This window comes from Frondihabitans sp. Leaf304 (assembly GCF_001423105.1).
Taxonomy (GTDB): domain Bacteria; phylum Actinomycetota; class Actinomycetes; order Actinomycetales; family Microbacteriaceae; genus Frondihabitans.
This window is the reverse complement of sequence record NZ_LMNV01000002.1, coordinates 1969684-1984250: the sequence shown is the minus strand read 5'-3', so window position 1 is coordinate 1984250 and position 14567 is coordinate 1969684. Positions and strand designations below refer to the sequence as shown.

At 68.3% G+C, this 14567-nt stretch carries 14 protein-coding genes; 5 read left to right on the top strand and 9 right to left on the bottom strand.

Annotated features, from left to right (window positions below; genetic code table 11):
* Positions 1 to 187 precede the first annotated feature (187 nt).
* The 3 genes from ASF54_RS08975 to ASF54_RS08965 are packed head-to-tail and all read left to right on the top strand — an operon-like array spanning position 188 to position 2906.
* Positions 188 to 1480 carry an adenylosuccinate synthase gene (locus ASF54_RS08975; protein WP_055962352.1) on the top strand — a complete coding sequence of 431 codons (1293 nt, stop codon included), beginning with the start codon at positions 188 to 190 and terminating at the stop codon, positions 1478 to 1480.
* A gap of 47 nt (positions 1481 to 1527) precedes the next feature.
* Complete coding sequence (locus ASF54_RS08970; protein ID WP_055961060.1) at positions 1528 to 1839, top strand: chorismate mutase; 312 nt, start codon at positions 1528 to 1530, stop codon at positions 1837 to 1839.
* A complete protein-coding gene (locus ASF54_RS08965; protein WP_055961057.1) occupies positions 1836 to 2906 on the top strand; it encodes a lactonase family protein in 1071 nt (356 codons plus the stop codon). The genes ASF54_RS08970 and ASF54_RS08965 overlap by 4 nt, the downstream gene beginning before the upstream one ends.
* A 126-nt stretch (positions 2907 to 3032) precedes the next feature.
* On the opposite strand, the gene ASF54_RS16415 is transcribed toward ASF54_RS08965, so the two are convergent.
* The 5 genes from ASF54_RS16415 to ASF54_RS08940 all read right to left on the bottom strand — a co-directional run bounded on the left by ASF54_RS16415 (position 3033) and on the right by ASF54_RS08940 (position 8692).
* A complete protein-coding gene (locus ASF54_RS16415; RefSeq protein ID WP_157510093.1) occupies positions 3033 to 3944 on the bottom strand; it encodes a hypothetical protein in 912 nt (303 codons plus the stop codon).
* Positions 3945 to 4080: 136 nt separating this feature from the next.
* Positions 4081 to 6420, bottom strand: a complete 2340-nt coding sequence (gene purL / locus ASF54_RS08955; protein WP_055961052.1) for a phosphoribosylformylglycinamidine synthase subunit PurL — start codon at positions 6418 to 6420, stop codon at positions 4081 to 4083.
* A complete protein-coding gene (gene purQ / locus ASF54_RS08950) occupies positions 6417 to 7112 on the bottom strand; it encodes a phosphoribosylformylglycinamidine synthase subunit PurQ (protein WP_055962349.1) in 696 nt (231 codons plus the stop codon). Before purQ ends, purL begins: the two co-directional genes overlap by 4 nt.
* A gap of 11 nt (positions 7113 to 7123) precedes the next feature.
* Positions 7124 to 7420, bottom strand: a complete 297-nt coding sequence (locus ASF54_RS08945; protein WP_055961048.1) for a phosphoribosylformylglycinamidine synthase subunit PurS — start codon at positions 7418 to 7420, stop codon at positions 7124 to 7126.
* A gap of 405 nt (positions 7421 to 7825) precedes the next feature.
* Positions 7826 to 8692 carry a cytochrome c oxidase assembly protein gene (locus tag ASF54_RS08940; RefSeq protein ID WP_235480983.1) on the bottom strand — a complete coding sequence of 289 codons (867 nt, stop codon included), beginning with the start codon at positions 8690 to 8692 and terminating at the stop codon, positions 7826 to 7828.
* A gap of 118 nt (positions 8693 to 8810) precedes the next feature.
* On the opposite strand from ASF54_RS08940, the gene ASF54_RS08935 reads away from it, so the two are divergent.
* Together ASF54_RS08935 and ASF54_RS08930 are read left to right on the top strand one after the other, a co-directional pair.
* Entirely contained in the window at positions 8811 to 9317 is a 507-nt protein-coding gene (locus ASF54_RS08935; protein ID WP_055961045.1) for a Fur family transcriptional regulator, read from the top strand.
* Positions 9310 to 10815, top strand: a complete 1506-nt coding sequence (locus tag ASF54_RS08930; protein ID WP_055961042.1) for a catalase — start codon at positions 9310 to 9312, stop codon at positions 10813 to 10815. The genes ASF54_RS08935 and ASF54_RS08930 overlap by 8 nt, the downstream gene beginning before the upstream one ends.
* A gap of 189 nt (positions 10816 to 11004) precedes the next feature.
* Here the strand turns inward: ASF54_RS08930 and ASF54_RS08925 are convergent, their stop codons facing one another.
* The 4 genes from ASF54_RS08925 to purD form a co-directional block, all read right to left on the bottom strand.
* Positions 11005 to 11607 carry a GNAT family N-acetyltransferase gene (locus ASF54_RS08925; protein ID WP_055961039.1) on the bottom strand — a complete coding sequence of 201 codons (603 nt, stop codon included), beginning with the start codon at positions 11605 to 11607 and terminating at the stop codon, positions 11005 to 11007.
* Positions 11608 to 11760: 153 nt separating this feature from the next.
* Positions 11761 to 12255 carry a GNAT family N-acetyltransferase gene (locus ASF54_RS08920; protein WP_235480982.1) on the bottom strand — a complete coding sequence of 165 codons (495 nt, stop codon included), beginning with the start codon at positions 12253 to 12255 and terminating at the stop codon, positions 11761 to 11763.
* An 88-nt stretch (positions 12256 to 12343) separates the two neighbouring features.
* Positions 12344 to 13252: a phosphoribosylaminoimidazolesuccinocarboxamide synthase gene (locus tag ASF54_RS08915; RefSeq protein ID WP_055961034.1), complete on the bottom strand. Its 909-nt coding sequence runs from the start codon at positions 13250 to 13252 to the stop codon at positions 12344 to 12346.
* Positions 13249 to 14550, bottom strand: coding sequence for a phosphoribosylamine--glycine ligase (gene purD, locus ASF54_RS08910; RefSeq protein ID WP_055961031.1), 1302 nt, complete (start codon positions 14548 to 14550; stop codon positions 13249 to 13251). The genes ASF54_RS08915 and purD overlap by 4 nt, the downstream gene beginning before the upstream one ends.
* Between the last annotated feature and the right edge of the window lie 17 nt (positions 14551 to 14567).

Below are 14567 nucleotides of genomic sequence, written 5' to 3'. Positions count from 1 at the left end.
CGGCGAACCCGCGTCAGACCGAGATAACGCAATCGAGCCACGGCATGCCGTGGCTCGATTGTGCTTTTCGCGGTTCCGTCGCGCTTTTCGTGAGTCGAGTCTGCCCGCCGGGCCGTCGGATCCTCGGCTCCGATACACTGGGGTGCACCTGCGCACGGGTGCGATCCCCGACCGCGAGGAGAACACCATGCCCGCAATCGTGATCATCGGAGCCCAGTGGGGCGACGAGGGCAAAGGCAAGGCGACCGATCTGCTCGGCAGCCGCATCGACTACGTCGTCAAATTCAACGGTGGCAACAACGCCGGCCACACGGTCGTGATCGGCAATCAGAAGTACGCCCTGCACCTGCTGCCCTCGGGCATCCTGACCCCGGGCGTGACGCCGGTGATCGGCAACGGTGTCGTGGTCGACATCGAGGTGCTGTTCGACGAGCTCGACGCCCTCATCGCCCGAGGCGTCGACGTGTCGAAGCTCCGTGTCAGCGCCAACGCGCACCTCATCACGCACTACCACCGCACCCTCGACAAGGTCACCGAGCGCTTCCTGGGCTCGCGCTCGATCGGCACCACCGGTCGCGGCATCGGGCCGGCCTACGCCGACAAGATCAACCGCGTGGGCCTGCGGGTGCAAGACCTCTTCGACGAGAACATCCTGCGGCAGAAGGTCGAGGCGGCCCTCGACCAGAAGAACCACCTGCTCGTCAAGATCTACAACCGCCGGGCGATCAGCGCCGACGAGGTCGTCGAGACGCTGCTCAGCTACGCCGAGCGCCTGCGCCCGATGGTCGCCGACACCGCCCTCGAGCTGCACCACGCGCTCGAAGCGGGCAAGAACGTCCTCTTCGAGGCGGGCCAGGCGACCATGCTCGACGTCGACCACGGAACGTACCCGTTCGTGACCTCGTCATCAGCCACCGCGGGCGGTGCCTCGACCGGTTCGGGCATCGGACCGGGTCAGATCTCGCGCGTCGTCGGAATCGTCAAGGCGTACACGACCCGCGTCGGAGCCGGCCCGTTCCCGACCGAGCTCTTCGATGCCTCGGGCGAGTTCCTCCGCAGCCAGGGCTTCGAGTTCGGCACCACGACCGGTCGCCCGCGCCGCTGCGGCTGGTACGACGCCCCGATCGCGCGCTACTCGGCTCGCATCAACGGCGTGACCGACTTCGTGCTGACCAAGCTCGATGTGCTGACCGGCCTCGAGACCATCCCCGTCTGTGTGGCCTACGAGGTCGACGGCGTCCGCTTCGACGAGATGCCCGTCTCGCAGTCCGACTTCCACCACGCGAAGCCGATCTACGAAGAGTTCCCCGGCTGGAACGACGACATCACGGGCGCGCGCACCTTCGCCGACCTGCCGAAGAACGCGCAAGACTACGTGCTCGCCATCGAGAAGATCTCAGGATCCCGCATCTCCGTGATCGGGGTCGGCCCCGGGCGCGACGAGGTCATCGTCCGCCACGACCTCCTCGGCGACGAGTAACAAAGCCGCACCAGATTCTGCAAGGCCGCGACCGATAAAGTCGAGCCATGGAACCGAACCCCAGCGCCGTCGAGCGGCTACAGAGCATCCGAGAGAGCATCGACAACATCGACGCGGCCCTGGTCCATCTGCTCGCCGAACGGTTCAAGTTCACGCAGACCGTCGGCCACCTCAAAGCGGATGCAGGGATGCCGGCGAGCGACCCGGGCCGCGAGGTCGAGCAGATCAAGCGCCTTCGGGCCATCGCGGCCGACTCGCGCCTCGATCCCGACTTCACCGAGAGCTTCCTCAACTTCATCGTGGCCGAGGTCATCCACCACCACGAGCGAATCGCCTCGGGCGTCCGAGACGAATCATGAGCGAGGCCCGCACGCGTTTCTACCTGGGCTCGTACACCGCCACGAGTGGCGGGCGGGGCGAGGGTGTCTCGGTCTTCGAGCGGCAGGCGCGTGACGGGCAGTGGAAGCTGATCCAGGTCGCACCGGTCGACGACCCGTCGTTCCTCACCCTCACCGAGGGGGAGGTACACATCGTCTCCGAGACGGCGGCGGGGCGCGTCGTCTCGTTCACGAACTCAGCGGGTGAACTCGTGCCCGCCTCGATCGCCGCGTCGGGCGGCAGCGCCCCGTGCCACGTCGTCGTCGATCCAGCTTCAGGATCCCTCGTGGTCGCCAACTACACGGCCGGAACGGTCGCTGTCCTCTCTGCCGATGCGTTGGATCCTGCGCGAGTGGCCCGCGTGCTCCCCCTGCCTGCTGGCACCGGGCCCCACGTCGAGCGTCAGGAGGCGCCGCACGCCCACAGCGCCACACCGACGCCGTGGGGCACGCTCCTCGTAGCCGACCTCGGCACGGACCGTCTCTTCGAGGTCGCCGTCGATCCGATCACCCTCGAACCGTCGTTCGTCGGCGCGCACGCGTTGCCCGCCGGATCGGGGCCACGGCATCTCGCCTGGCTCGGCGAGCAACTCGTCGTCGCGGGCGAGTTGGACGGCTGCCTCCACGTTCTGTCCCACTCCGCCGAGGGATTCGCGCTCGACTACTCGGTGCGGGCCTGCGACCCCTCGGTCGAGGCAGGCACGGGCGAGACGCTCCTCTCGCACCTCGAGGTGCAGGGCGGGCGGGTGTACGTCGCAGTTCGCGGGCGTGACACCATCGCCGTGCTGGCGGGCTCGGAGCCGGACGGAGACACGGCCACGGCCACGGCCACGGACACGGCCACGGCCGGGCGCCTGGCGCTCGTGGCCGAGGTGCCGTGCGGCGGTCGGTGGCCCCGCCACTTCGCGATCAACGCGGGCGAGATGCTCGTCGCGAACCAGCTCTCCGACACGGTCGCGGTCTTGCCGATCGACCCGGCGACGGGTGTGCCGGGTGCCCCAACCACCCTCATCGCGACGGGTTCGCCCGCCTGCATCGTCTTCGCCTAGCGCCGCGCCGCGCCGCGCTGCGCCGCGTCGCGTCGCGCTGCGCTGCGCTGCGCCGCGCCGCGCCGCGCCGCGTGAGACCTCAAATTCGACAGGCGCCGGGCGCGGATCCTGGTCGATTTTGAGGTCTCACGGAGTTCGTTCGCGATGGAGGCGGGCGATTCGGGTGCAGAGCGCATCGAGGTGGCGCATGTCGGCGGCGGTGACCCTCGCAGTGCGCCAACCGGCATCGTCGAAACGTTCGCGCCGCGCGATATCGGCGAACCATTGATCGCGATCGGTGCGGTGGTAATCGCCCTCGTACTCGATAGCGAGGCGGTGCTCGTCGTAGGCGAGGTCGGCTGCACCCAGCCAGGCACCATCCGGGCCGTACTTGGTCACGTTGATCTCGGGCTCGGGGAGACCGGACTCGACGAGCGCGAGTCGGAGCCGCGTCTCTTGGGGTGACTTCGAACCGGCTCGAATACGGGTGGCGGCGCGGCGGAGTCGAGCGGATCCTTTGCCAATGGCCTTTCTGGCAGCGGCTACGAGGTCGGACGGATCGCAGTGGTGAGCTCCGCGGTAGGGCGACCACTCCCCGGCGAGGGCATCGCCCACGACGACGAGCTCGATGTCGTCCAGGGTGGCCCGGCAGTCGACCCAGGTGTCGATCGGTGTGCTGACCGGAATCCCCGCGCGAAGCACGTGCGGAGGTGCGGATCGACGGAGGTGTCCGACGACTCCTCGGCGTCGGAGTGCATTGCCCGAACGCGTCGTGACGTGGAGGGGTGCGTCATGCGACTCGAGCGCGGCCGGTAGGGGTAACCCCCACAGAATCGCCGCGGTGACGTGGCTGAAAAACGCGCCTTCGGGAAGCGCTGGCAGCAGCGCCCGGCAGAGATCGACCACCCGATCTCTCACGCCCCGCGGTGGCCCCGTGTCTCGATGCCAGCGCCGAATGCCATGGAATGGCAGCTCCCACTCGACGCGACGGAGGGCCGCCGGTGTCAGCCCGCGCGCCTCGGCGTCGCGAACTCGAAAGGCTTCAGGGTCGTCGTTCACCCGCCGATCATGCCCGCCCGCGCACTCCGCCTGCTCTGTTGTGCCCCCACCCTGTGGAGAACGCGCGAGACCTCAAATTCGACAGGCGCCGGGCGCGGATCCTGGTCGTTTTTGAGGTCTCACGGTGACGCGTGAGCTACTCGGCGATTAGCGCTCCGAAGCGGGCGGGGAGCGTCTGGCGGTGGGTTTGCTGGAGCTCGTTGAGGTCGACCGTGAAGAGATCCTGCACCTCGAGGCCCGGGTTCTGCTTGTCGGTGACGCCGATGCGAGCGACGGGGTAGCCGCGACCCTCGCAGAGACCGCGGAACTTCACGTCGTCTTCGCGGGGAACGGAAACGAGCACGCGGCCGGTCGACTCCGAGAAGAGGGCCGTCGCGGCGTCGACCCCGTCGCGCTCCATGACCTCGTCGAGCCACACTCGGGCGCCGACGCCGAAGCGGAGAACCGACTCGGCGAGGGCCTGGCCGAGGCCGCCTTCGCTGAGATCGTGCGCCGATCCGAGGAGCGACTCGCTGCCGCCGGCGGCCAGAAGACCCGCAAGCTGACGCTCGGCCTCGAGGTTGACCGCGGGGGGACGGCCGCCGAGGTGATCGTGGATGGTTCCGGCCCAGGCCGAGCCGTCGAGCTCGAGCGACGTCGTGCCGAGGAGGTAGATGTTGTCGCCCTCGTCTTGCCAGCCCGAGGGGATGCGCTTCGCGACGTCGTCGATCACGCCGAGCACGCCGATGACGGGCGTCGGGTGGATCGGCGCGGTGCCGGTCTGGTTGTAGAACGAGACGTTTCCGCCCGTGACGGGGATCTCCATCTCGAGGCAGGCGTCGCTCAGGGCCTCGACGGTCTTCGAGAACTGCCACATGACCTCGGGGTTCTCGGGGGAGCCGAAGTTGAGGCAGTCGGTGACGGCGACCGGGGTGGCACCGGTGGCGGCGACGTTGCGGTAGGCCTCGGCGAGAGCCAGGCGAGCACCCTGCGCGGGGTCGAGCTGGCAGTAGCGGCCGTTGGCGTCGGTCGCGATCGCGAACCCGAGGCCGCTCTCTTCGTCGACACGGATCATGCCGCCGTCGTCGGGGAAGCTGAGCGCGGTGTTGCCGAGCACGTAGGTGTCGTACTGGTTGGTGATCCACGACTTGTCGGCCAGGTTCGGGGAGCCGAGGAGGGCCAGGAACTGCTCGCGGAGCTCGTCGCCGGTCTCGGGCCGATCGAGGCTGCGAGCGGTGTCGGCCTGGAGCTCGTCGAGCCAGGACGGGTAGGCGACGGGGCGCTCGTAGACGGGGCCGTCGACGGCCACGGTGCGCGGCTCGACGTTGACGATCTCTTCGCCGTGCCAGTTGATGATGAGGCGGCCGGTGTCGGTGACCTCGCCCAGCACGCTGGTCTCGACCTCCCACTTCGCGACGACCGCGAGGAACGCGTCGAGCTTGTCGGGGCGCACGACAGCCATCATGCGCTCCTGGCTCTCGCTCATGAGGATCTCTTCGGCGGTGAGCGTGGGGTCGCGCAGCAGCACCTTCTCGAGCTCGATGAACATGCCGCCGTCGCCGTTGCTGGCCAGCTCGGAGGTGGCGCACGAGATGCCCGCCGCCCCGAGGTCTTGGATGCCCTCGACGAGCTCGTCGCGGAACAGCTCGAGGCAGCACTCGATGAGCACCTTCTCGGCGAAGGGGTCGCCGACCTGCACCGAGGGGCGCTTGGTCGGGCCGCCGGCCGAGAACGTGTCGGAGGCGAGAATCGAGGCGCCACCGATTCCGTCGCCACCCGTGCGGGCGCCGAACAGCACGACCTTGTTGCCCGCGCCCTTGGCGTTGGCGAGGTGGAGGTCTTCGTGGCGGAGGACCCCGACGCTCGTGACGTTGACGAGCGGGTTGCCCTGGTAGACGGCGTCGAACACGGTCTCGCCGCCGATGTTCGGCAGGCCGAGGCAGTTCGCGTAGAAGCTGATGCCCGACACCACGCCGTCGACGACGCGCTGCGTGTCGGGGGCGTCGATCGCGCCGAAGCGGAGCTGATCCATGACGGCGACCGGGCGGGCGCCCATCGAGATGATGTCGCGGACGATGCCGCCGACGCCGGTCGCGGCACCCTGGAACGGCTCGATGTAGCTCGGGTGGTTGTGGCTCTCGCCCTTGAATGTCACGGCCCAGCCGTTGCCGATGTCGACCACGCCGGCGTTCTCGCCCATGCCGACCATGAGGTTCTTCTTCATGGCGGGGGAGACCTTCTCGCCGAACTGGCGGAGGTAGATCTTCGACGACTTGTACGAGCAGTGCTCGCTCCACATGACGCTGTACATCGCGAGTTCGCCGGAGGTGGGGCGACGGCCGAGGATCTCGCGGATCTTGAGGTATTCGTCTTCTTTCAGGCCGAGGGCACCGTAGGGCTGCTCGCGGTCAGGTGTCGCTGCAGCGTTCGAGACGGTGTCGGGAATGTGGCGCTCGGATCCTGCGCTGCCGGGAGCCTGGGTGAGTTCGGTAGTCACGCGACGAGCGCCTTTCGGATGACGGAGGTGAAGAAAGTGAGGCCGTCGACGCCCGACGACATGGCGAGGGCCGTGTCGGGGCCGAAGCCGGGCTCGGTGGCGTGCTCCGGGTGGGGCATGAGACCCACCACGTTGCCGCGCTCGTTCGAGACGCCGGCGATGTCGTCGAAGGATCCGTTGGGGTTGACGCCGAGATAGCGGAAGGCGACCTGACCCTGGCCCTCGATCCGCTTGACGGTCTCCGCATCGGCGATGAAGCGGCCGTCGGCGTTCTTCAGCGGGATGGTGATCTCTTGACCCTGCTCGAAGCCGTTCGTCCAGGCGGTGTCGGCGTTCTCGACGCGAAGGCGCTGGTCGCGGCGGATGAACTGCTGGTGCGCGTTACGGGTGTGCGCGCCCGGGATGAGGCGGGCCTCGGCGAGCATCTGGAAGCCGTTGCAGATGCCGAGAACGGGCATGCCCTTGTTCGCGGCGTCGACGACCTCGCTCATGATCGGCGAGAGGCTGGCGATGGCGCCGGCGCGCAGGTAGTCGCCGTAGCTGAAGCCGCCGGGAAGGATGATCGCCTCCACGCCGTCGAGGTCGTGCGAGCCGTGCCACAGGGCGACGGGCTCGCCGCCCGCGAGGCGAACGGCGCGCTGGGCGTCGCGGTCGTCGAGCGACCCGGGGAACGTGACGACGCCGATGCGCATGCCGGTTGCCATCAGAGGGCGGCGGCGGTGCTGGACGCTTCGGCGGCGACGGTTGCCGCGGAATCCTGGAGCACCTCGATCGACACGACGTCTTCGATGACCGAGTTCGAGAAGACGTCGTCGGCGAGCTGCTTCACGTCGGCCAGGATCGCGTCGGTCACCTCGTCGACAGCGATCTCGAAGCGCTTGCCGATGCGCACCTCAGTGGCAAAGTCTTTGCCGAGACGGGCGAGAGCGAAGGTGACTGCCTTGCCCTGGGGGTCGAGCAGTTCAGCCTTGGGCATGACTTCGACGACGATCGTGGGCACAGGAACTCCATCACGTAGAGGGGAGGCGAGCGGACTCGCCAAGTCTACAAGTCGCGCCATTCGCGGCAGACGCCAAGATTCCTGTCAGCCCGCTCTTATACGGGGGGCCCAGAGTAGAGCTTGTCGGAGAGACGAGGCCTTGTGATCGGGCTTCTGACTCACTCCGGCTCAGCCGTGGAGTATCTGATCCACTCCCGGCCCGAAGGCGCCCAGTCATTTCCCCCGATGGCTGGGCGCCTCCCTTATTTCCCCTCCGCTGTGTGCCTTTGCAAATTCGAAGGAAAAACGCGGAGGCGAACCCCCCGGATAGGCATGAAGTCGTTGCCGGGCGCGGGTTTCTCCTTCAAATTTGCAAGAGCCCCGGGCACGCAGGCGGTCGGCGAGCCAGCCGGGCAAGCAGCCAGGTCAGTCGCGAGCCCCGCGCAGGTGTGCCCGGGTCAGCTCCTCCATCTCGTCGTCGCTCAGCTCGTCCACGGCGCGGGCCTCGCGGCGGTCGGTGCGACTCCAGCGCACGAACAGGAAGATCAGCACGGGAATGTCGGCCACCTCGGCGATGAACCAGAGCAGATCGCCCGAGAGCTGCTGATCGCGCAGCTGTGACGGGAACCACCCGGGCGCCAATGCTGCGACGGCGTGCCCCTGGTCGAGCACGTGGCCGGTGATGCGCAGCACGATCGCGGGGATGGCATCGAGGATCAGCTCGACGAACGCCAGCAGGAACTCGACGGTGATGAAGAAGCTCGTGTGCACGCGAGACCCCTCGAAGACCGGCAGGATCATCAGCAGCCCGGCGACCGGAACGAGCACCGTGATGAGCGATTCGCCCACGGCGTTCTCGCGGATCGAGAAGGCGAGCGGTGTCAGGAAGACCGCGAAGACGGCCAGCGCGAAGAGCGGCGAGAAGATCGCGCTGCCGACAACTTTCAGAAACGAGGATCCGAGGAACCGCTCCAATCGAGCCCGCCCTGCCTCCCCGAGTGCCGCTCGGGCCAGGTGCACCGGCCGACCGAGCGCGATGAGCGCCGGCACCACGAACAGCAGCAGAGCGATCCGGGTGGTGAAGGCGAAGCGCAGATCGTGGCTGTACGCGCCGAGGAACCCGAACGAGATGATCGCGTACGACCCGAGCCCCAGCACGAAGAAGGCCGCGGTGCGTCCCGGGCTCCAGCGGGTGCCCTCTCGATGGGCCCGAATGACACCGGCTCCGTAGAGGATGGCTGCACCGACGATCACGGCCAGCGCGACGGGGTCGAGGCGGAACGTGAGCAGCACGGTAGAGACGGGAGGCGTGGCTATTCCAATCGGTGAGGCGGGCGCTGACAAGTATGCGCCCACCGCGAGGAGTCCTCGCTTATTTTGAATCATTCAAAACAAGTGGTTCAATTGTGTCATGACGTCACTCGAGGCGAGCACCAGGATCCGAGACGCGGGCCTCCGCGTCACGGCACCCCGTGTCGCCGCGATCGAAGCGCTGATCGACCACTCGCACGCGACGGCCGACGAGGTCTTCACTCGCGTGGCCGCTCGGCTCCCCGGCACCAGCCTCCAGGCGACCTACGGGGTGCTCGCCGCCCTCACCGGCATCGGCATCCTCCGGCGGATCGAGCCGGCGGGCTCGCCCGCTCGCTACGAGCTCCGCACCGGAGACAATCACCACCATGTCGTCTGCTCGATCTGCGGAGCAATTGCCGACGTCGACTGCGTGGTCGGCGAGGCGCCGTGCCTCGCCCCGTCGTCGACCTCGGGCTACATGGTGACCACCGCGGAGGTGACCTTCTGGGGGCTGTGCCCAGAGTGCCGAGCCTCCGAGCTCGACGGGGCCGCTGGCGCGGCCGAGCCTTCGGATCCTGAACTTTCTCTTTCGTCCATCTCGATCAGCAAGGAGTCTCATGACTGACCAGTTGCACAACCACACGACAACTCAGGCCGGGGCGCCCGTCGCCAGCGACGAGCACTCGCAGAGCGTCGGCGCCGACGGCCCCATTGCGCTTCACGACGTCTACCTCGTCGAGAAGCTCGCCCAGTTCAACCGCGAGAAGGTGCCCGAGCGCATCGTCCACGCCAAGGGCGGCGGCGCGTTCGGTACGTTCACCGTCACGAACGACGTGTCGAAATACACGCGCGCCTCGCTGTTCCAGCCCGGTGCGACCACCGAGATGCTCGCTCGCTTCTCGACCGTCGCCGGTGAACAGGGTTCGCCCGACACCTGGCGCGACCCCCGCGGCTTCGCGCTGAAGTTCTACACCGACGAGGGCAACTACGACCTGGTGGGCAACAACACGCCCGTCTTCTTCATCCGCGACGGCATCAAGTTCCCCGACTTCATCCACTCGCAGAAGCGCCTTCCGGGCTCGCACCTCCGCGACCACAACATGCAGTGGGACTTCTGGACTCTCTCGCCCGAGTCGGCCCACCAGGTCACCTGGCTCATGGGCGACCGCGGCCTCCCGGCCTCGTGGCGCATGATGGACGGCTTCGGGTCGCACACCTACCAGTGGATCAGCGCCTCGGGCGAGAAGTTCTGGGTCAAGTACCACTTCAAGAGCGACCAGGGCAACGAGATCCTCACGCAGGACGACGCCGACCGCATCGCCGGTGAAGACGCCGACTTCCACATCCGCGACCTCTCCGAGGCGCTCGAGCGCGGCGACTTCCCGACCTGGAAGCTGTCGGTGCAGGTCATGCCCTACGACGACGCAGCCTCGTACCGCTTCAACCCGTTCGACCTGACGAAGGTGTGGCCGCACAGCGACTACCCGCTGATCGAGGTCGGCACCATGGAGCTCAACCGCAACCCCGAGAACTACTTCGCGCAGATCGAGCAGGCCACCTTCGCCCCCTCGAACTTCGTGCCCGGGATCGCCGCCAGCCCCGACAAGATGCTGCTCGCCCGCATCTTCAGCTACGCCGACGCTCACCGCTACCGCGTGGGCACCAACCACGCGCAGCTGCCGGTGAACATGCCGCACACCGAGGTCAACGACTACTCGAAAGACGGTGGCGCCCGCTACCACTTCTCGTCGGCGACGACCCCGGTCTACGCACCCAACTCGGTCGGCGGCGCACACGCGTCGCCCGAGGCGCACGATGACGACTCGGGCTGGGAGTCCGACGGGCTCCTGACCCGCACGGCCGCCACGCTGCACCCCGAAGACGACGACTTCGGCCAGGCCGGCACCCTATACCGCGAGGTTCTCGACGACGCCGCCCGTGAGCGCATGGTCGGCAACATCGTCGGCCACGTGTCGAAGGTCACGCGCCCCGACCTGCTCGAGCGCGTGTTCGCTTACTGGACGTCGGTCGACCCCGACCTCGGTGCTCGCGTTCGCGCCGGTGTCTCGCCCGAGGCTCCCGGTTCGAACGAGGATCCGGCTACCGTCGGCATCTCGCAGTAGTAGGGCCTTTCGGCCTCAGCATCACAAAACCCTCGTGTTCGGCGTCCGAGGTGGTCCTAGGGCCACCTCGGCCGCCGCCCGCGAGGGTTTTGCTTTGCGCGGCCGACGCGGCGCGGCGTGGGGCGCAGTGCCGGAGGGCCGGAGCTTGTCGGAGGTCCGGCACCGCGACCCTCGTCGCACCAAAATGGATCAGACCATCTGGCCGTTCCAGCGAATGTCGCCGTCGGGCCAGGCCTCGCGGTCGGCGCCGCGGGGGCGAATCAGCCAGCCCTCGTCCTGACTCACCAGGGTGGATGCTCCGTCGGCGGTGAGGGCGTTGTAGTGGCCGGTCACTTCGTCGAGGGGTTCCCATCCGTGGCGACGGTAGAAACCTTGCACAGCTTCGCCGGTCTCGAGCAGGCCGAAGGGAACGCCGAGCCCGCTGAGTGCGTCGTCGACGGACGAGAGCAGGCCGGTGCCGAGGCCGGTTCCCTGCAGGATCGGCGAGACGGCCACCATCCCGACGGCACCGACGAGCTGGTCGACGTCGCCGACGGTCACGAATTGGCGTCGGATGCCGGCGTGGGCGACGACGACGTCGCCAGCACGGGCGATCACTCGCAGTTCGGGCTGCATTCCGGCCCAGCTGCGAGCGCCCTGGTACCAGTGGTCGTAGGACGGGAAGGCCCGCGCAAGGGTGGCGGTGATCGCCTCGTGGTCGTCGAGGGTGAGGTCTCCCTCGGCCACGGTCGTGAAGACGGGGTGGGTGGGGCCGTCGTCGGCGGGGGAGTCGGCGTCAGCTTGGTAGGTCATGGGCTCACCGTACTCACCGATCGCGGGCCCCGACCCAGAGCTGGTGCAGACCTCTAGCCAGGACAGACCTCTAACCGACGCCGTGCGGACTCATCGACGTGCCGCGGCAGGGCCCGGTGTCCGTGAGACGTCGGGCGGCGGATCCTGGTGCTGCTAGGAGAGCGTCTTGCCGAAGCAGATCGAGTCGCGGTGGCCGACGTAGTGGCCGAAGTTGGGGATGCGCGTGTAGCCCTCGCGCTGGTAGAAGCGGATCGCGTCGGGCTGCGCGCTGCCCGTCTCGAGCACCAGGCGGCTCCAGCCGCGAGCCACGGCGCGCGATTCGAGGGCCTGAAGCACGGTGACGGCTGCCCCGCCGCCGCGACTGTTCGAGCGGACGAACATGCGCTTGATCTCGGCATCGCCGGCCGGGGCCACGCCGTCTTCGTCGTGGAGCTCGCGGAGGCCCCCGCAGGCGACCGGCTTGCCGTCGATCGTCGCGACGACGAACTCGGCGATGTCGTCGGCCGTGGGTTTGACGCCCGGCTCGGAATCGTCGGTGCCGTAGCGGATGGCGATCTCAGCCCGCTGCTCGCAGCGGAGATGTGCGCCTTCGGGGTCGGTCCACGGGCGATCCTGAATCTGGATCTCCGTCGCAGTTGCGTTCGTCACCGGAACATTCTGCATCTTCTTCGCTCCGATCGTTAATCAGGTCCATCCAGATTCATGGATTGCCGCTCGGCCACGGCCGAATCAGTGATCAGGAGGTGAGGCGTTCGAGCAGCTCGCGGTAGCGTCCGGCGGTCTGCTCGACGACCTCCGCCGGGAGCCTGGGTGGGGTGCCCTCTTTGTTCCAGTTGTCGAGCAGCCAGTTGCGCACGATCTGCTTGTCGAAGCTGTCGGTGCGGTTGCCGTCGTCGTAGGTGTGGCGATCCCAGTAGCGGCTGGAGTCGCTGGTGAGCACCTCGTCGGCGAGGGTGATCTCGCCGGTGACGCGGTCGGCACCGAACTCGAACTTGGTGTCGGCGAGGATCACACCGCGCTCTTCGGCGATCTCGGACGCCGCCCGGAAGATCGACAGCGAGAGGTCGCGCAGGGCCGTCGCGGTCGCCTCGCCGACCAGTTCGGCGGTGCGCTCGAACGTGATGTTCTCGTCGTGGTCGCCCAGCTCGGCTTTGAACGCCGGCGTGTAGATCGGCTCGGGCAGGCGGTCGCCCGATGCGAGGCCGGCGGGCAATGGGATGCCGCAGACGGTGCCGGACTCCTGGTATTCGAGCCACCCGCTGCCCACGAGGTAGCCGCGCACGACGCACTCGATCGGGAACATGTCGAGCGACTTCACCAGCATCGACCGGTCGGCCACCGAGGCCGGAACGGCCGGAACCGCAGGATCCGCGCCGCTGCCGCTCGAGAGGAGGTGGTTGGCGACGGGCAACCGCTCGAACCACCACCGGCTCAGGCTCGTGAGCAGGGCGCCCTTGTCGGGAATGCCGGGCTCGAGCAGGTGGTCGAAGGCGCTCACGCGATCGCTCGCGACGACGAGCACGGCCGGGGCGTCGCTGAGGTCGGTCGCGCCCAGCGGCACGTAGAGGTCGCGCACCTTGCCTGAGTAGAAGTGGCGCCAGCCGGGCAGATCGCCCGAGGCGGGGGTCGGCGCGGCGGTGGTCACTCGGCGACCTTCGCGGCGATGTCGCGGCGGTACTGGCCGCCCTCGAGGCCGATTCGGCCGAGCGCCTCGTAGGCGCGGGCGCGGGCCTCGGTGAAGTCGGCGCCGGCGCCGACGACGCTGAGCACCCGGCCACCGGTCGCGACGAGGGTGTCGTCGAGGCGGGCCGTCGCGGCGTGGGCGATGCTGACGCCCGGCACCGTCAGCGCAGAGTCGAGCCCCGTGAGGGCGCGACCGGTCTGCGGAGACTCGGGGTAGCCCTCGCTGGCGAGGACGACCGTGACGGCGACGTCGGTCGAGAAGGTCGGTGCAGCATGCTGCGAGAGCGAGCCGGTTGCCGCGGCGAGGAGCAGGTCGCTGAGCGGTGAGGTGAGCCGGGGGAGGACGACCTGCGTCTCGGGGTCGCCGAACCGGGCATTGAACTCAATGACGCGGATGCCCTGCTCGGTGAGGATCAGCCCGGCGTAGAGCAGGCCGATGAACGGCGTGCCCTCTTTGGCGAGCTGCCGCACCGTGGGGAGCGCAATCGTCTCGATCACCTCGGCGACGAAGTCAGCCTCGCTGCCGAAGCGGTCGGCGAGCCAGGGCAACGGCGAGTACGCGCCCATGCCGCCGGTGTTGGGCCCGGCGTCGCCGTCGAGGAGGCGCTTGAAGTCTTGGGCGGGGCTCAGAGGGAGCACGGTGTGGCCGTCGGAGATTAGGAAGAGCGAGACCTCGTGCCCGTCGAGGAACTCTTCGACGAGCACCGAGCCGTGCTGCAGCCAGTAGGTGGCGTGCTCGAGGGCCGCGTCGCGCTCGGTGGTGACCAGCACTCCCTTGCCGGCGGCGAGGCCGTCGGCCTTGACGACGTAGGGGGCGCCGAACTCATCGATCGCCGCGGTCGCTTCGGCCAGGTTGCCGGTGCGAACGGCGCGACCGGTCGGAACTCGCGCTTCGTCCATGATCCGCTTCGCGAAGGTCTTGCTGCCCTCGAGCGCGGCAGCCCTCTTGCCGGGGCCGAACACGGGAATGCTGTGGGCACGCAACTCGTCGGCGACACCGGCGACTAGGGGTGCCTCCGGGCCGATGACGACCAGCTCGATGTCGTTTTCGAGGGCGTACTCGGTCACGACCTTGCCGTTGGTCGCGTCGAGCTGGACGGTCTCGACGTCGTGGGCCAGGCCCGCGTTGCCGGGCGCGGAGACGATGTGGTGCGGTGGTGTCGCCGAAGCGGCGCTGCCGTCTCGACCCGCCCCCTCACGGAGAAGAGCGGTGACGATGGCGTGCTCACGAGCACCGGAGCCGAGGACGAGGATTCGCACGGGGGATACCTTATCGA